The 16,600-nt window shown below is 67.0% G+C and carries 14 protein-coding genes; 11 read left to right on the top strand and 3 right to left on the bottom strand.

Annotation, left to right across the window (positions count from 1 at the left end; all coding sequences use genetic code 11):
• Positions 1–96 precede the first annotated feature (96 nt).
• Complete coding sequence (locus tag AC07M7_RS12765) at positions 97–1,806, top strand: sensor domain-containing diguanylate cyclase (protein ID WP_495207526.1); 1,710 nt, start codon at positions 97–99, stop codon at positions 1,804–1,806.
• Between the two features lie 103 nt (positions 1,807–1,909).
• The gene (locus AC07M7_RS12760; RefSeq protein WP_495207525.1) at positions 1,910–3,070 is read left to right on the top strand and encodes a M23 family metallopeptidase; all 1,161 of its coding nucleotides are present in this window, start codon (positions 1,910–1,912) and stop codon (positions 3,068–3,070) included.
• Between the two features lie 134 nt (positions 3,071–3,204).
• Here AC07M7_RS12760 and AC07M7_RS12755 read toward each other — a convergent pair whose 3' ends face one another.
• Complete coding sequence (locus AC07M7_RS12755; protein ID WP_337302410.1) at positions 3,205–5,148, bottom strand: MacB family efflux pump subunit; 1,944 nt, start codon at positions 5,146–5,148, stop codon at positions 3,205–3,207.
• A gap of 2 nt (positions 5,149–5,150) precedes the next feature.
• Positions 5,151–6,332: an efflux RND transporter periplasmic adaptor subunit gene (locus AC07M7_RS12750; protein WP_495207524.1), complete on the bottom strand. Its 1,182-nt coding sequence runs from the start codon at positions 6,330–6,332 to the stop codon at positions 5,151–5,153.
• 235 nt (positions 6,333–6,567) lie between these two features.
• On the opposite strand from AC07M7_RS12750, the gene AC07M7_RS12745 reads away from it, so the two are divergent.
• The 4 genes from AC07M7_RS12745 to AC07M7_RS12730 all read left to right on the top strand — a co-directional run bounded on the left by AC07M7_RS12745 (position 6,568) and on the right by AC07M7_RS12730 (position 10,120).
• Positions 6,568–7,137 carry a hypothetical protein gene (locus AC07M7_RS12745; protein ID WP_253078039.1) on the top strand — a complete coding sequence of 190 codons (570 nt, stop codon included), beginning with the start codon at positions 6,568–6,570 and terminating at the stop codon, positions 7,135–7,137.
• A gap of 59 nt (positions 7,138–7,196) precedes the next feature.
• Positions 7,197–7,913, top strand: a complete 717-nt coding sequence (locus AC07M7_RS12740; protein WP_495207523.1) for a response regulator — start codon at positions 7,197–7,199, stop codon at positions 7,911–7,913.
• Positions 7,914–7,916: 3 nt separating this feature from the next.
• Positions 7,917–8,993, top strand: a complete 1,077-nt coding sequence (locus AC07M7_RS12735) for an ATP-binding protein (protein ID WP_337302408.1) — start codon at positions 7,917–7,919, stop codon at positions 8,991–8,993.
• Between the two features lie 200 nt (positions 8,994–9,193).
• Positions 9,194–10,120, top strand: coding sequence for an ABC transporter six-transmembrane domain-containing protein (locus AC07M7_RS12730; RefSeq protein ID WP_046983356.1), 927 nt, complete (start codon positions 9,194–9,196; stop codon positions 10,118–10,120).
• Between the two features lie 94 nt (positions 10,121–10,214).
• On the opposite strand, the gene AC07M7_RS12725 is transcribed toward AC07M7_RS12730, so the two are convergent.
• Complete coding sequence (locus AC07M7_RS12725; RefSeq protein ID WP_253078041.1) at positions 10,215–10,829, bottom strand: TetR/AcrR family transcriptional regulator; 615 nt, start codon at positions 10,827–10,829, stop codon at positions 10,215–10,217.
• A gap of 169 nt (positions 10,830–10,998) precedes the next feature.
• Between AC07M7_RS12725 and AC07M7_RS12720 the strand changes: the two genes are divergently transcribed.
• From AC07M7_RS12720 to AC07M7_RS12700, 5 genes are all read left to right on the top strand, one after another.
• Positions 10,999–11,835, top strand: a complete 837-nt coding sequence (locus AC07M7_RS12720) for a siderophore-interacting protein (RefSeq protein WP_495207522.1) — start codon at positions 10,999–11,001, stop codon at positions 11,833–11,835.
• Positions 11,836–12,031: 196 nt separating this feature from the next.
• Positions 12,032–14,209, top strand: coding sequence for a TonB-dependent receptor (locus AC07M7_RS12715; RefSeq protein ID WP_495207521.1), 2,178 nt, complete (start codon positions 12,032–12,034; stop codon positions 14,207–14,209).
• 52 nt (positions 14,210–14,261) lie between these two features.
• Complete coding sequence (locus AC07M7_RS12710) at positions 14,262–14,561, top strand: DUF3649 domain-containing protein (RefSeq protein WP_208043484.1); 300 nt, start codon at positions 14,262–14,264, stop codon at positions 14,559–14,561.
• Positions 14,558–16,168: a PepSY-associated TM helix domain-containing protein gene (locus AC07M7_RS12705; RefSeq protein WP_495207520.1), complete on the top strand. Its 1,611-nt coding sequence runs from the start codon at positions 14,558–14,560 to the stop codon at positions 16,166–16,168. Before AC07M7_RS12710 ends, AC07M7_RS12705 begins: the two co-directional genes overlap by 4 nt.
• Positions 16,165–16,443, top strand: a complete 279-nt coding sequence (locus tag AC07M7_RS12700; RefSeq protein WP_046986480.1) for a DUF3325 domain-containing protein — start codon at positions 16,165–16,167, stop codon at positions 16,441–16,443. The genes AC07M7_RS12705 and AC07M7_RS12700 overlap by 4 nt, the downstream gene beginning before the upstream one ends.
• The last annotated feature ends 157 nt before the right edge of the window (positions 16,444–16,600 follow it).

Genomic DNA, 16,600 nt, shown 5'->3' with positions numbered 1-16,600 from the left:
ATCACCCGACGCTGGCGATACATAACGCGCTACGCACTAGCGTAGTGCCTGACAGCCGCCGAAGCCGCCCTCGCCACCCCAGCCCTGAAACGCGCCATGGACGAAGCCGAACGACTGCTTGAACTCGACCGTCTGCATCTGCTCGACACTCCGCCAGAGCCGGTTTTCGATGCGATCGTCGCCGCCGCGCGTGCCGCCACCGGCATGACCATGGCACTGATCTCGGTGGTAGCCGACGAGCGCCAGTGGTTCAAGGCCAACATTGGGCTGGAAGGTGTCAGCGAGACCGCACGCGAGATTTCTTTCTGCACGCATGCGATCCGGCAGGATGAGCTGTTCGAAGTTCCGGACGCGCGCCAGGATCCACGATTCTCCACCAACCCGCTGGTGACCGGCGGCCCACGCATCCGCCACTACGCCGGCATCTCGCTGGGCTCGGCGCACGGCGCTCGCATTGGAACACTGTGCCTGCTCGATCCGATGCCGGGCGTACTGTCGCCCTCACAGCGCGAACTGATGGTGCATCTGGCGCAGGTCACCACCCAGGTACTGAAACAGCGCAGCACCTTGATGGCCCAGGTCGGCCAGGCCAAGGCTCTGCACCGCGAGTTGAAACGCAGTGAGGATTTCCTGGAACGCACCAACCGCGCAGCGCGGGTAGGCGGCTGGGAGATGGACCTGGTCAATAACGAAGTGCGCTGGACGCGCGAAACCAAACAGATCCATGGCGTGCGCAGCAACTTCGAGCCCACGCTCGACACCGCGCTTTCGTTCTACCGCGAGGACAGCCGCAGCATCATCCGCACAGCGGTACAGCGCTGCATCGAGGAAGGCACGTCGTGGGAGGTTCAACTGCCGATGACGACCGCCGATGGACGTGCCATCTGGACGAGGGTCGTCGGTGGCCGGCAGCAGGTTGATGGTCACCCTCGGCTGGTCGGCGCCATCCAGGACATCACCGAAGAGCGTGCCGCACTGGATGCGCTGGAAGCGAGCGAAACCCGCTACCGGCGCCTGTTCCACTACAGCCTGGGCTTGATCTGCACGCATACGCTGGATGGCACGCTGACGTCGGTGAACCCGGCGGCAGTGCAGTCGTTGGGCTTCGAGGAGCGCCAGATGGTCGGGCGCAGCCTGTGTGACCTGATGCCGCCGGAGAAGCGCGCCGCCTTCAAGGCCTATCTCGAGCGCATCGCGATCAACCACACCGATGCCGGCGTCATCGAACTGATCGCTGCCGATGGAACCCGACACTATTGGGCCTACCACAACGTGCTCGACAGCGAAGCCAATCCACCCTATGTGCTCGGCCATGCGCAGGACGTCACCGCATTGCGGATGCAGGAGCAGCAGCTGCGCGAGATGTCGTTCAAGGATCCCCTCACCCAGAGCTACAACCGCCGCTTCCTGCCCCGTCTGGACGAACTGGGCGAACGGCCATGGGCCTGCCTGATGTTCGATCTTGATCATTTCAAGCAGATCAACGACAGCCAGGGCCATGCGCGGGGTGACACGGTGCTGGTGGAGTTCGCCGCCTTCCTGCGCTCTCCGCTGGGTGCGGCGGAGAACGTGGTGCGGATGGGGGGCGACGAGTTCATGGTGGTGCTGACCGGCCCGGAACCGGGGAGGCTGACCGCACTGGAACAGTGGTATGCGGAGCACGCCGGGCAGTCACCCACACCCTTCTCGCTGGGCGCGACCCACCATGCACCTGGCGAGACGGTGGCCGACACCCTGCAGCGCGCCGACAGCCGGCTGTACCGCGAGCGGGCACGTGTGCGCAGGCATCCCCGGCCGTCGGCCTGATATCGGCCGCAGCTGCCGGCTTGCCGAACCTGCCCGTATGTCTGTGGCCCCGGTGTAGCGCTATGCTCGGCAGCGGCCACCAACGGCCCCCTGGGGAACCCGCATGACCCGCAGCATCCGCTTCGTCCTGCTGCTGTTGCTGCTTCCTTCATACGCACTGGCGGCGCCAGCCCCTGCACCGGTCGAAGCGAGGGTGCCCTTCGCGCCAGCGCCCTTCATCGGCAGCGACGGCCTGCGCCATCTGGCCTATGAACTGCACATCACCAATTTCTACGGCGATACCGGCGCGCTGCAGCCGCAGTCGCTGCAGGTGTTCGCCGACAACGCTGCAACATCGCTGCTGACGCTGGACGGCCACGCCCTGCGCGGCTGGGTTCGGCCGATGCCGGCCGAGGATGTGGCCCTCAGCATTGCGCCCGGCAAGCGGCTGGTGGTTTTCCTGTGGCTGTCATTGCCACCCGGCGCGCCCGTTCCACACACCCTCCGTCACCACATGCTGCTGGGCACCGAGCACCACGGCAACGTGCTGCTGGATGGCGCCAGCGTGCAGGTCAATCCCGCGCCAGTGCTGGCCGTGGGACCGCCGCTGCAGGGTGGCCGCTGGCTCGCGCATGAAGGACCGGGCGCGGCGCAGTCGCACCATTGGGGCAGCCTGGTTGCGGTCAATGGTGAGCTGACCATTCCACAGCGCTTCGCCCTCGATCTGGTCGGCGTGAACGCACAAGGCCGCGCGTTGCGGCCCGGTACAAAGGATCTGCAGCACACCCGCCACTCGGACTGGGTGGGCTATGCGGCACCGGTGCTGGCCGTGGCCGATGGCATCGTCCGCGCCACCCGCGACGGACAGCCGGAGCATGCCCCATTGACCGCACAACCGGAGCCATCGTCACTGACCGCCGACGGCTTGTTCGGCAACTACGTGGTGGTGGAAATCGCGCCGGATGTCTTCGCCAGCTACGCCCACCTGCGCGCAGGCAGCGTCAAGGTCAGACCCGGGCAACGCATCCAACGGGGACAGGTGCTGGCGCAGCTGGGACAGTCGGGCAATTCCGCTGCGCCACACCTGCATTTCCAGCTTTCCAACAAGCCCACGTTCGAAGGGTCCGAAGGCATTCCCTATGTCTTCCAGTCCTTCGACGATTTCGGCCCTGAAAGCGAGGCACAACTGTTCGGCCAAGGTGACGCCTGGAAACCCGGCGTGACCGTGCCGCGCGACAACCAGTTGCCGCTGAACGACATCGTCATTGCCTTTCCGCCGCGCTGACACACCCACTCTGCTGCCGGGAATGCTCCTGCCCACGCTCGGCTTGCTGCGCGCAGCGCAGGGTTCATCCTGGTCTGGCCGGAGAACAGCCGAGCGTAGGCTCGGCTCTACAATGTCCTGCAGCGGGTGCGGCCCTACTCCGCTGCCAGTGCCTGGATCGGGTCCAGCTGCGCGGCGCTGCGTGCCGGGAAGTAGCCGAAGCCAAGCCCGATCGCCGACGAACACGCCAATGCAGCCAGCACCGGCCCCGGCGTGAACAGGAACGGCACGCCCAGCGACAGCAGGCTGGACAGCGCTCCCGCACCGAACGCGAACAGTACGCCCAGCACACCACCGAGCAGGCAGATCAGCACCGCTTCGATCAGGAACTGGCGCAGGATGTCACCCTGCCGCGCACCCACTGCCAGACGCACGCCGATCTCGCGCACGCGCTCCTTCACCGACACCAGCATGATGTTCATCACCCCAACTCCACCCACCACCAGCGCCACCGCGGCAATGGCGGAGACCAGGGCCGCCATGGTCTGGCTGGACTTCATCACCGCCTTGCGGATCTGATCGGCGTTGTAGATGAAGAAATCCCGCCGCCCATGCAACCGTTGCAGTTCGGCAGCCAGCGAGGCTTCGGCGGCGGTGGTCGGCACGTTATCGCGCACCCGCACGGTGATGCTCTCCAGCCGTTGGCTGCCCAGCAGCCGCGAGGCCGCCGAGGTATACGGCACGTAGACCGTGGGCGTCGCACCGCCGGCAAAGGCGCTGGCGCCGACCACACCGATCACCTCCACCGGCATGCCGCCCAACAGCACCGTACTGCCGATCGGGTTGCCGGTGAACAGCGCCTTGGCCGCCTTCTGATCGACCACGCCCACGGCACGATGCGCATCTACTTCAGCATCGGTGAAGAAGCGCCCAGCCTTCAGCTGCAGCCCGCGCACGCGCGGCAAGTCCGCGCCCACGCCCTGCACCTGGGTGTTGGCACGACGGCTGCCCTGCAGTGCTGCCACCGAACCCGTCAGATTGGGGCTGACGCTGTCCACGTAGCTGAGCGCGGCCAGATGGTCGGCATCCCCCACCACCAGCGTTTCGATCTCCGCCGAGCGCGGGTCACCGAAATCGGCGCCGGGGAATATCTCCAGTGTGCTGGCGCCCAGTTCATTGATCTGTGATTCCACCTGCGCCTGCGCGCCCTTGCCTAGCGCGACCACGGTCACCACGGCGGCCACGCCGATGATGATGCCGAGCATCGTCAACAAGGTCCGCAGTCGATGGGCCAGCATCGAACGCACCGCCATCCGGGCGGCCTCGCGTACCGCGTCCAGGCGCGCCCGGCGCTCGGCAGTCAGGGACGGACCGCGTTCGGCGATGGACGCAGCGGGCGTCAACACCGGCGCCCTGTCACCACGATCGGCGACCACACGTCCGTCGGCAATCTCGATCACCCGGCCGGCATGCGCGGCAATTGCAGCGTCATGGGTCACCAGGATCACCGTATGGCCTTGCCCATGCAGGCGCTTCAGTTCGGCCATCACCTGCTGGCCACTGGCGTGATCGAGCGCGCCGGTCGGCTCGTCGGCCAGTACGATGGCGCCGCCGTTCATCAGCGAACGCGCGATCGACACGCGCTGCTGCTGGCCGCCGGACAGCTGGCTCGGCCGGTTTGCGGTGCGTTCGCCCAGGCCCAGCGTTTCCAGCAGCCCGCGGGCACGCGCGGTACGCGTCTCTGCATCCACGCCCGCATAGACCGCCGGCAATGCCACGTTCTCGGTGGCACTCAGGTTCTCCATCAGGTTGTAGCGCTGGAAGATGAAGCCGAAGTGCTCGCGGCGCAGCCGGGCCATCGCATCCGGCGCCATCTGCTCGGTGGCCTCGCCGTTCACGCGATAGCTGCCTTCGGTTGGCCGGTCCAGGCAGCCGAGGATGTTCATCAACGTTGATTTTCCCGAACCGGACGGGCCGATGATGGCGATGAACTCACCGGCGTCGATACGCAGCGATACATCCTTCAGCACCACCACTTCACCGGCGGCCGAGCGATAGGCGCGCGATACGCCATGCAGTTCCAGCAGAGCATCGGCCATGCTCAGATCCCCAACAGGCTGGCAGCTTCCGGCTCAGCGCCGCTTGGCGCCTGGCCGACCACCACGTTCTCGCCTGCCTTCAGCCCGGACAGGATCTGCACCGCCGTCGCGGTGCGCAAACCCGTGCTGACCTCACGCTCGGTGACGCGGCCCTTTGCATCGACCACCTGCACCGTGCCGCGGTTGCTGTCCTTGCCTTCGGATTCGGTCAATGCGGTCAACGGCACCTGTAGTGCGTTGGCAGCGCGTGCCAGTTGCAGGGTGACCTTCACCGTCATCGACGGTTTCAGCTTCAGGCCCGGATTGGCCACATCGAACAGGCCGGCGTAGTACACCGCCTTGGGCGTCTGCGCCGAGCCACCCGCACTGCTGCCGGCCATATCGGCAATCGTCGACGGCGCAGGCTCCAGCTGCTGCAGATGGGATTCGTAGCGGCGGCCACTCGGGCCCAGTGTCGAAAACCACAGCGGCTGGCCGGGCGCGACCAGCTCCACATCGGCCTCCGCGATCTCGGCGCGCACGGTCATCGTATCCATCTGCGCCAGCATCACGATGGTCGGCGTGGTCTGCATCGAGTTCAACGTCTGCCCGGCCTTGGTCACGATAGCGACGATGTACCCGTCGCTGGGCGAGACGATGCGGGAATAGCCGAGGTTGATACGTGCGGTTTCGACCTGGGTCACGGCCTGGTCGATCTGCGCCTGCAGCGCGGCCATCTCCGAGCGCGCCGTATCACGTACCACCCGCGCGGCCTCGAAACCTTCCTGTGACACCAGGCGCGACGCCACCAGCTGCGACTGCCGCTCGTAGACACGGCTGGACTGGGCGTAACGGGCCTGGCTGGCCGCATGCTGGGCACGCAACGTATTGGTGGCCGCTTCAGCGCTGCGCAGGGCGATGCGCTGCGGCTGCGAGTCGACCTCGGCAATCAGGTCGCCGGCCTGTACGCGCTGGCCCAGCACCACATGCAGGCGCTTGACCTGGCCGGACACCTGCGCGCCCACCGCCACCAGCTCCTTCGGGTTGACCCGGCCCACCGCCTGCACGGTCTTTTCCAGATCTGCCACTCTTGCCGGCGCGGTGATCAACGCGGCATCATCGCTGTCTGCGAAGGCCCACCAGCCTGCGGCACCCGCAATGAGAGCCACGGCTGCGGCGATGGTCCAGATCCTGCGGTTGTTCATCGAAACGCCCGGCTACGGGCGGCCACCCAGTGCGACCGCTGAGGCCGCAGTCTGCAAGCCAGGGGTGGACGTTTCTTGGAGCCACTGTGGAGATTGCATGGAGATCCGGCAGCCGTTCAGGCACGCCGCCGGCGGCTGAACCAGGCGATCCGTGTCCATGCAATCTCGACACAATCTCGACCGAGTCTCCATCAATGGCGGCTAGCCTCGGCAACTTGCCGACTGCCTGCCCACCGTGCTCCGTCCCCATCCAGACCTGCCGTCGATCGATGTGCGCCGCGCCTACCTGGCCTGGTGCGCACCTTCGCCGTGGCTGCTCGCCCTGGTACTGGCATCGACCACGGCCTGGATGCTGGCCAGTCCCCATGTGCTAGCGCCCCTGCTGGCAGGCTTCGGTGCTACCGCCCTGCTGTGGTTCCGCAGCGATGGGCCAGGCCACGCGAGCCGCCTCGGATCGCCCGCTTCGCTGGCGCTGATCGGCCTGGCAATCTGGTCGGAGCCGAAGCCAACCGCCGCCGGTGCCACGCTGCATCTGCTGCTCGCCCTCGCCACCCTGCTGGTCGCCACCCAGATGACGCTCCGCCTGCGCGCCATCCTGCGCATGGCAACCCGCCTGCAGGCACGGGTGGATGCGGCCGACATGGCATCACGCTGGGCCCGTTTGTCGGCAGCGGTATCCGCCCTGGCTGCGCGGGATCTGCGCGAAGGGCGGCCGCTGGCGCCGTCGCTGCGTCGCACGCTGGTGCTGGCCACGCTGGCCTGGGCCGCCAACGAGGAAGCACAGGCCATGGAACGACGACGATGACCTCTCCACTGACATCGCCCTCGCCCTCACCTGCTCACTTTCCAAAGCCGCATCACGCAATGAAACCCGATACCCGCATGCGCCAGGCGCCCCTGGTCCTGATTGCCGAAGACGAAGGCGAGATCGCCGACATCCTTGGTGCGTACCTGGCGCGTTCCGGCCTGCGCAGCGTCCGCGCGGTCGATGGCGAGGCAGCCCTGGCCAGTCATCGCCAGCTACGCCCGGATCTGGTGCTGCTGGATGTGCAGATGCCGAGAATGGATGGATGGCAGGTGCTGAGCGAACTGCGCAGGCGTGGCAATACGCCGGTGATCATGCTCACCGCACTCGACCAGGACGTGGACAAGTTGACCGGCCTGCGCGTCGGCGCCGACGACTATGTAGCCAAGCCATTCAATCCGGCCGAGATCGTCGCCCGTATCCAGGCGGTGCTGCGGCGGAGTGCCAGAGAACCCAGCGATGCGCCCAGCGGGGTGATCCGCCAGGGACCGTTCGAGATCGACCTGCGCAGCCATGAGGTGACCGTGCGCACAGATGAGCAACTGCACGCACTGACCTTCACGCTCACCGAGTTCCGCCTGCTGGTACACCTGGCGCGCGCACCGCGCCAGGTGCACAGCCGGCTGGATCTGCTGCACAACTGCCTGCCCGAGGGCGATGCGCAGGAACGGACGGTGGACAGCCACGTCAGCAAACTGCGCCGCAAGCTGGAAGACGTCGGCGTCATCGGCATTCCGGCCACCATCCGTGGCGTTGGCTACCGTTTCCTGGACTGAATGATGAACCCCAAAGGCAAGAGCATCGGCCGCCAGATCACGCTGTCCATCACGGTCGCCTCGCTGTGCTCGACGGTGCTGTCGATCAGCGGCTTCTACCTGTTCTACTACCTGATGGAAGTGTTCTATCCGCGTTGGTACGACGAGCCGGAAACCATCATGCCATCGGGGCTGGAGTGGCTGTGGATCGGCTTGACCGCCTCCGTTGTCGTCATCTTCGCCACGCTGGTCGCCTCGCGCCTGACCCGCCGCATCATCACGCCATTGAACTCGGTGGCCGAAAGCCTGCGCCGGGTCGCCAGCGGTGATCTGGAGGCACGTGCACGCGGCGGCGACACCTCGATGACCGAAGCGGCCACGCTGGTCAGCGATTTCAACTCCATGGCCGAGCGGCTCAGCCGGATGTCCGAGAACCGGGTGTTCTGGAACGCCGCGATCGCGCACGAACTGCGCACGCCGATGACCATCCTGCGCGGCCGCCTGCAGGGCATTGCCGAAGGGGTATTCGAGCCGGGCCCGGAACAGTTCAACAGCATGCTCACCCAGCTGGAAGGCCTGACCCGGATCATTGAGGACCTGCGCGTGGTCAGCCTGGCCGAGAGTGGTCATCTGGATCTTCGTCTGCAGCGCAGCGATGTCAGCGTACAGGTGGCGGCAGTGGTGGAAGCGATGTCCGAAGCGCTGACCGAAAGTGGCTTCTCGGTAACCCTGGATGCGCGCCCGTCACTGGCCGACTGCGATCCCGCACGCATCCGCCAGGCGGTGCTGGCGCTGCTGGAGAACGCGCGGCGGCATGCCATTCCGTGTCCGCTGCGGGTGGCCGTCACCCTGGCCGAGGGCCATTGCACCGTGGCCGTGGAGGATGGCGGCCCCGGCGTGCCGGACGAGCTGCGCGACAGCATCTTCGAGGCCTTCCAGCGCACCGATGTCTCGCGTTCGCGGCAGAGCGGTGGCTCCGGGCTTGGCCTGGCGGTAGTACGTGCGATTGCCGTGGCCCATCACGGAACCGCGCAGTGCCGGGCTACCGAACGTGGCGGCAGTTCGTTCGAGATCCGCTGGCCGGTACATGCACGTCGTTGAGGGCGCAACGTTGCGGCAGACGCTGCTCTGGTAGCGGCCCACCTTGGTGGGCATTCGCATCGCTGAACGGCGCCGATTTCTCCACGCAATCTCCATCGTCCCTCCATGCCCGCTCCAAAGGGCTGCCGATACTGGGCGTGACCAGGGAGGCGGCAGGTATCCAGCCCCCTGCCCTGTCTCCACCTTGCCCAGGCATCCCCATGAAACACCCTCACGATCCGGCGGCGGCCGCCGGTAGCATCGGCCAGCAGAACGCGGCCGCCACCCTCAAGGCCATCCTGCGCACCTACCCGTGGCAGCTCACCGGCACGTTCTCGCTGGTGGCGCTGGAGAACGCGCTGCTGCTGGCGTATCCGCTGTTTGCCGGCTTCGCGGTGGACGCGATCATCCGCGGCGACATCGGCCACGCCATCTCGTACGCCGGCGTCGTGCTGTTGTTCTGGCTGGTCGGTGCCGCCCGCCGTGCGGTCGATACCCGTACCTTCACCCGCATCTATGCCGACCTGGCGGTGAATGTGGTGCAGGCACAGCGCAGGCTGGGCCACGCCACCTCCACCTCGGCCGCACGCGTGGTGCTGGCCCGCGAGTTCGTCGACTTCTTCGAGAAGCACGTGCCGATCATCGCCACCGCGCTGGTATCGATGTTCGGTGCGGCGGTGATGCTGCTGGTGATCGAACCGCTGGTGGGCGCCGCGAGCCTGATCGCACTGCTTGGCGCAGTGTTGCTGATGCCGTCGTTCGCACGCCGCAACGAGCAGCTGCATGGGCGCCTGAACAACCGGCTGGAACATGAAATCCGACTGGTTGACCGGGTCAGCCCCTCGGTGCTGCGTCGCCACTACACCACGCTGTCGCGGCTGCGTATCCTGCTATCTGATCGCGAAGCTGGGGCCTTCGTGGTGGTGGGCGCGGCGGCGGCGGTGTTGTTCGCGGTGACCATCGGCCGACTCGCCACCACCGACGGTGTGACGCCGGGTCATGTGTACGCGGTGATGACCTACCTGTGGACGTTCGTCGGCAGCCTGGACGATGCACCGTCGATGGTGGATCAGCTGGCGCGCTTGAAGGACATCGGCCGCCGCGTCAGCCCGGGGATGAACGATGCGGAGCGCAAAGATGCCGCTTGACCGGTAAATGCCCACCTTGGTGGGCAACGATGTATCGCGGCGCCAACCAAGGTTGGCGACTACCGGGGCAACGGTGCCAACCAGGATTGGGGGGTTACCCAGAGGCTGCCGTGCGTCCGCACATCGCCAACGCTCCGATGATCAATGCCTCCATGCTGCGGTCGAACTCGGCCTGCTGTGCCTTCCTATCCAGTGGCCGCCGCGACGTATCGACCACCGCATTCCGCGAGTACACGGTGTCGGCCAACGCCACGGCGTGATACGCCACGGTCGACAGCAACCACGCTGCCTGCTCCAGCGGGAGGCCATGTGCACGACTGAACTCGGCATGATGGCGCTGGATGCGGGCCAGCATCTCCGGCGTCTTCGCGCCGTGGCTGACCAGGAATGGCGCCAGGCCCGGATTGGCATCCACCAGCGCCCGCAGTGAACGCTGGAATGCGCGCAGGTCCTCCTCGATGCTGCGCCGGCCAGCGGCATCCAGCGCCGGCGCCTGCCAACGCTCGAAGATCGCCTCGGCCACCAGCTCGCGCAGCGCCGCCAGATTCGCCACATGCTTGTACAGCGCGATGTGGCTCACCCCGAGCGCCGCCGCCACGCCCACGAAGCTCAGCCCCGGCAGCGTCATTGCAATGCCGGCGTCGGCGATGCGGTCGCGGGTGATGGTGGGCGGTCGCCCACGGGTGGCGGTCTTTTTCGGTGCAGCCATGCGGTAACGGCTCCTGCGCGATGCGCGGGCAAGGGCTGCCATGGTGGTCCGCAGCGACGCGATGGTCAACGCATCCCGTGGCCGCTGGACAGGCCTGGGTTGCGACTTGATCAATTTAGTTTACTATGATGTAACTAATTCGCATTCGCAGTGCCCAGGATCGTTGTCGATGTCCGCGTCCCCCACTTCAATCACCCCGCCCGGTCCGCTACGCAGTGCCGACCATGATCGCGGCCTGCAGGCGCTGCAGGTCCAGGTGGTCGCGGTTGTACAGCCATGCGCCAGCCTGCTGCGCCTCGTGGTCCAGTTGCCGGAGCAGGCAGCCCTCGCGCCGTGGCAGCGCGCAAACACTGCCGTGCGCATCCAGCTCGGCGCCGCCTTCGGCGATGGGTCACGGATCTACACCGTGCGCTGCGTCGACGCGCACACGCGCCGATTCACGCTGGATGTGGTGCTGCACGAAGCACCAGGACCGATGCTGGCCTGGGTACGTGCGCTGCGCCCCGGTGATGCCTTCGATCTGACCGGCCCGCGCCCGCATCTGCAGGTGCCGCAGCGTGAAGGTGCCAGCGCTCTCCTGTTCGCTGATCAGAGCGCCATCCCAGCCCTGTCTGCGTTGCTGCAGCAATGGCCGGCCGGTCTGCATGCGCAGGCCTGGATCGCCTCGAATGATCCCTTCCCGGTAGACGAGCTGCCCCGCATCAATGGTGTCTGCGTGCAGCGCCTGGCCACCGGTGATGCGCCCTTGCTGCAGCAGGCACGCAGACTGCACCCGGACGCCAACAACACCGTCTGGGCGGCCGGCGAACGCGAGGAAATGCGCGCCCTGCGCCGCCACTTCATCGAAGCGGTCGGCCTGGCACGCACCGACGTCGCCGTTGCCGGCTACTGGAAACGTGGCGAGACCACCACCGACACCGACCAGCGCCGCCGCCGCAACTACGAGCGCGTGCTGGCCCGCGGCGGTGGCCTGCAGGACCTCGACGACCTCGCCGACGATATCTGATCCACCCCGCAGCACCCGCGCTCCGCGCTTCGCTCCACCCAGCCACAGATCGCCCACGCACCTCGCGTGCAGCACTGCCCCAGCGGCAGCGCCGTGCCCTCTGCCAGCCACTCCACAGCCCGCGTCGTCCTGCCCGTGCAGGTCATCGACGGCGCCGTGCTGGCCGATCGCACGACCCACCACGACGAGAACCGCCATGTCCCTCCCCGCCCGAACCCTGCCCCTCCCGCGCCGTATCGCGCTGTCCCTGGCCGCGCGCGCGGCAATGCTGCCTGCGCTGCTGATCGCCACTGCCGCCCACGCCAACGACGCGCCCGATGGCGCCCGCCAGCTGCCCACGGTGAACGTACGCGCCGACAAGACCGCGCCTACCGATGCCTACGCCGGTGGCCAGGTGACGCGCGGCAGCCGTGTCGGCCTGCTCGGCGACCTCGATTTCATGGACACACCGTTCAACACCACCCGCTACATCGCCGAATTCATCGAGAACATCCAGGCACCGGATCTGGTACGGGTGATCGCGCTGACCGACCCCAGCGTCTACAACAGCGGTTCCAGTGGCGGCATCACCGATTACTTCAACATCCGTGGCTTCGGCGTGGCCTCCTCGGACATCGGCTTCGGCGGCCTGTACGGGCTGATTCCCTACTACCGGGTCACCCCGGAACTGGCCGAGAACATCGAGGTGCTGAAGGGTCCGTCCGCGCTGCTCAACGGCATGCCGCCGGGCGGCTCGGTCGGCGGCAGCGTCAACCTTGTACCGAAGCGTGCCGGCGACACGCCGTTGACCCGCTTCACCGCCAGCTACGGCAGCGACGCACAGTTCGGTGGCCATCTGGATATCGGCCGCCGCTTCGGCGCGGACAAGCAGTTCGGCATGCGCCTCAATGCCGTGCACCGCGATGGCGACACCGCCACCGACCACCAGCAGCACAAGGCGCAGCTGGCATCGCTCGGCCTGGACTGGCGCGGCGAGCGCTCGCAGGTATCGCTGGACCTGTTCAGCAGCCGCGACCACGTGGATGGCCTCAACCGTGGTGTCTCGCTGGCACCTGGCCTGGCCGTGCCGCGCCCGCCGAAGGCCAGCACGCTGTTCGCACCGGGCTGGACCTTCAGCACCGTCAAAGACCAGGCCGCCGCGCTGCGCTGGTCGTTCGACATCAATGATCACCTGCAGGCGCACGCCAGCTACGGCCACGGCCATACCGATTTCGATTCCGTCGCCAGCGGCACCACGCTGATCACCAATGCCGCCGGCGACTTCCGCAACAACTTCGCCCACCAGCGTTTCATCTACAGCAAGGACACCGCCGAAGCCGGGGTGTCGGCACGCTTCCGCACGGGCCCGGTCGATCATGCACTGGCCATCAGCGCCGCCTGGTACCACCACGATTACAAGTTCGGCTTCCAACGCAACCTGCTGGCCCGCGACTGGGTGACCAATATCTACAATCCGCAATGGGGCCCGGCCATCGACCGCAGCTTCAGCAATGCGTCGCTGCCGAAGATCGGCGAAGTCCGCACCACCAGTTTCGGTATCGCCGACACGCTGTCCTTCATCGATGACCGCGTGCAGCTGACCCTTGGCATCCGCCGCCAGACCGTGCTCAGCGATACCATCGACGGCAGCACTGGCAAGCGCACGTCGCGCTACGACACCAGCGCCAACACTCCGGCCGGCGCGCTGCTGTTCAAGGCCAGTGACCGCCTGTCGCTGTACGCCAACTACATCGAAGGGCTCAGCCAGGGCAGCACCGCACCGGTCAGCGCAGCCAACGCCGGCGAAGTGTTCCCACCGTACAAGACCCGCCAGCGCGAGGTCGGCGCCAAGTTCGACTTCGGTCGCCTGGCCAGTGCGCTGAGCGTGTACGAGATCGAGAAGCCCGGCTCCTACACCGACCCGGCCACCAACGTGTTCTCGTTCGGCGGCCAGCAGCGCAACCGTGGCGTGGAATGGACCGTGTTCGGCCAGGCCACCGGACAGCTGCGCGTGCTGGGCGGAATCGGCTGGCTGCAGCCGAAGCTGACCCGTACCCAGGGCGGCATCAACCAGGGTCGCCTGGCCACCGCCACCCCGCAGTGGCAGGGCAAGCTGGGCCTGGAATGGGATGTGCAGGCCGTGCCGGGCCTCACCCTCACCGGCAATGCAGTCAGCCTGTCCAAGGGCTACATCAATGCCGACAACAGCCAATGGGTGGCCGGCCGCACCGTGTTGGACCTCGGTGCCCGCTATGCACTGCAGGCCGCCGGTCACCCGTTGGTGCTGCGCGCCACCGTGCAGAACCTCACCAACAAGGCGTACTGGGCAGGCAGCCTCGGCTCCGGGCTGGGCACGCCGCGCACCGCCGTGCTGTCGGCCACCGTCGATTTCTGATGCCTGATGCACGGGCGCCACGCCATCGCGCGTGGCGCCCCGGAGAAGTGATGTGAGCGTTTCCCGTACCACCGTCGTGCTGGCCTGGCTGCCGCTGGCCTCACGCATCCTCGCCGCGTTGTTCGGCGGCTATGTGCTGGCCGCGCTGTGCAGCATCGCCGCACTGGCGCTGCCCATCGATGGCCGCCAGGCCGTGTTCACCGGCATGCTGGCCAGCTTCCTGTTGTATGCGGGCGCCGTAGTCTGGGTGTTCGCGGTGCGCTCGGCCTGGCGCGCATGGCTGGGCCTGATCGTCGCCGCGTTGCCACTGTGGCTGGTTGCACAGACGGTCGGCAACGGAGGCACTGCATGAGCAAGGTCGATCGCATCCCGAAGCCACGCGGCATCCGCCAGACCATGTCCGACCTGCATATCTGGGTCGGGCTGCTGGCCGGCTGGATCCTGTACGCGATGTTCCTCACCGGCACCGCCAGCTACTTCCGCGACGAGCTCTCGCGCTATACCCGCCCGGAAATCGCCACGCCGTCTATATTGCCGGATGCCGCTATCGTCACGAAGCGCACCGTCGCCACGATCATGGCCGACACGCCAGCGGCCAGCCAGATCAACCTCGGCCTGCCGAGCACGCGCATGCCATGGGTGTCGGCGATGTGGGCCAGCCCGGGTGGGCGTGGCCGGCATGGCTTCGACTCGGGCCTGTTCGATGCCAACACCGGCGCGCCGCTGCAGGCACGCGACACCGGCGGCGGCGACTTCTTCTATGCATTCCATTTCAACCTGCATTACATGCCTGCGATGTGGGGTCGCTGGATCGTCGGCCTGTGCGCGATGTTCATGCTGGTGGCCATCGTCAGCGGCGTGATCACCCACAAGAAGATCTTCGCTGACTTCTTCACCTTCCGCTGGGGCAAGGGCCAGCGCTCGTGGCTGGATGGTCACGCGGCACTCTCGGTGCTCGGCCTGCCGTTCCATTTCATGATCACCTGGAGCGGGTTGGTGATGCTGGCGGTGCTGTACATGCCGTGGGGCCTGGCCAAGCTGCCGGACAAGCGCCAGCAGGCCGAGGTGGTCAGCGAGATGCGCCTGTTCCTGCCACCGCAGAAAGCCGCGGGCCAGCCTGCCCCGCTCACCGACGTCGGCGCACTGGTGCAACAGGCCGAGCAGCGCTGGGGAACCGGATCGGTGGGCAGCGTGCAGGTGCAGAACCCCGGCGACCAGAACGCGCTCGTGGCCGTGGTGCGTGCGCAGTCCAGCCGTGTTTCCACCACACCGAACTATCTGCTGTTCGACGGCAGCGGCGGGCAGTTGCTGCAGGTCAAGGAGCACTCGGGCGTCGCCGCCGATACACAGGGCGTGCTGTATGGTCTGCACCTGGGCCGCTTCGCCGATGCCGCCCTGCGCTGGCTGTACTTCATCGTCAGCCTGGCCGGCACCGCCATGGTCGGCACCGGGCTGGTGCTATGGACGGTCAAGCGCCGTGCGCAGCTGCCCGATCCGCAGCGCCCCTACTTCGGCTTCCGCCTGGTCGAGCGTCTCAACATCGCCACCGTCGCCGGCCTGTCGGTGGCGATGGCGGCCTATCTGTGGGCGAACCGCCTGTTGCCCACTGCCATGGACGGTCGCGCGGCGTGGGAGGTGCATGTGTTCTTCCTGGCTTGGGCGGCCATGTTCGTGCACGCCACGCTGCGGACACCCAAGCGAGCGTGGATCGAACAGTTCCTGCTGGCGGCGTTGCTGCTTGCACTGCTGCCGGTGCTGACGGCGATGACTACGGCACATCCGTTGTGGCGCACGCTGGCCGCAGGCGATTGGGCCTTTGCCGGGACCGACCTGACCCTGCTGGCATTGGCCGCCCTGCACACGCTGCTGGCCTGGCGCACCTGGCGGCATGCACCGAAGGTGAAGCGCACACGGCCGTCTGCAGCGTCACGCAATGCGGTTTCCGAGGCCAGCGCATGATCCACGTCATTCTGTTCGTGCTGTCACTGGCCGCGTTCGGTTGTCTGGCGCTGGCGATGGAGCGCCATCAGCGCGATGTGCTGCGCCGTGTGTTGAGCGCGCAGGCGACCGAGAAACTGCGCGCGGTCGGCTGGGCGCTGCTGGTGTTCAGTGCCGTGTTCGCCATGCGCGGGCTGGGAGTGGGTTTCGGTCTGGCCGCGTTGTCCGGGCACACCAGCGTGGCCGCAGGTGTTGTGGTGGTGGCGATGGTGGCGCATGGGCGGCGGGATCGGTAGATGCCCACCTTGGTGGGCACCGGTGAAAGCGACGCCAACCAAGGTTGGCGACTACCTAGACCGACAGGCATCAATGCGTCGCTCGGCTCTTATCTCTTGCGACTCTGGCACCTTAGGTGCCGAGAGCCCGGCGCGGGCGACCGTTCGGCTCTAGGTC

This window comes from Stenotrophomonas sp. GW821-FHT09E08, assembly GCF_059416125.1.
Note: the sequence above shows the minus strand (reverse complement) of the source record. Positions and strands in the feature narration are given on the sequence as shown.

Coding starts and splice junctions, on each gene's coding strand:
- AC07M7_RS12740 (WP_495207523.1), top strand. CDS start 7,197: ATGAAACCCGATACCCGCATGCGCCAGGCGCCCCTGGTCCTGATTGCC.
- AC07M7_RS12730 (WP_046983356.1), top strand. CDS start 9,194: ATGAAACACCCTCACGATCCGGCGGCGGCCGCCGGTAGCATCGGCCAG.
- AC07M7_RS12700 (WP_046986480.1), top strand. CDS start 16,165: ATGATCCACGTCATTCTGTTCGTGCTGTCACTGGCCGCGTTCGGTTGT.
- AC07M7_RS12705 (WP_495207520.1), top strand. CDS start 14,558: ATGAGCAAGGTCGATCGCATCCCGAAGCCACGCGGCATCCGCCAGACC.
- AC07M7_RS12765 (WP_495207526.1), top strand. CDS start 97: ATGGACGAAGCCGAACGACTGCTTGAACTCGACCGTCTGCATCTGCTC.
- AC07M7_RS12735 (WP_337302408.1), top strand. CDS start 7,917: ATGAACCCCAAAGGCAAGAGCATCGGCCGCCAGATCACGCTGTCCATC.
- AC07M7_RS12760 (WP_495207525.1), top strand. CDS start 1,910: ATGACCCGCAGCATCCGCTTCGTCCTGCTGCTGTTGCTGCTTCCTTCA.
- AC07M7_RS12725 (WP_253078041.1), bottom strand. CDS start 10,829: ATGGCTGCACCGAAAAAGACCGCCACCCGTGGGCGACCGCCCACCATC.
- AC07M7_RS12750 (WP_495207524.1), bottom strand. CDS start 6,332: ATGAACAACCGCAGGATCTGGACCATCGCCGCAGCCGTGGCTCTCATT.
- AC07M7_RS12715 (WP_495207521.1), top strand. CDS start 12,032: ATGTCCCTCCCCGCCCGAACCCTGCCCCTCCCGCGCCGTATCGCGCTG.
- AC07M7_RS12720 (WP_495207522.1), top strand. CDS start 10,999: ATGTCCGCGTCCCCCACTTCAATCACCCCGCCCGGTCCGCTACGCAGT.
- AC07M7_RS12755 (WP_337302410.1), bottom strand. CDS start 5,148: ATGGCCGATGCTCTGCTGGAACTGCATGGCGTATCGCGCGCCTATCGC.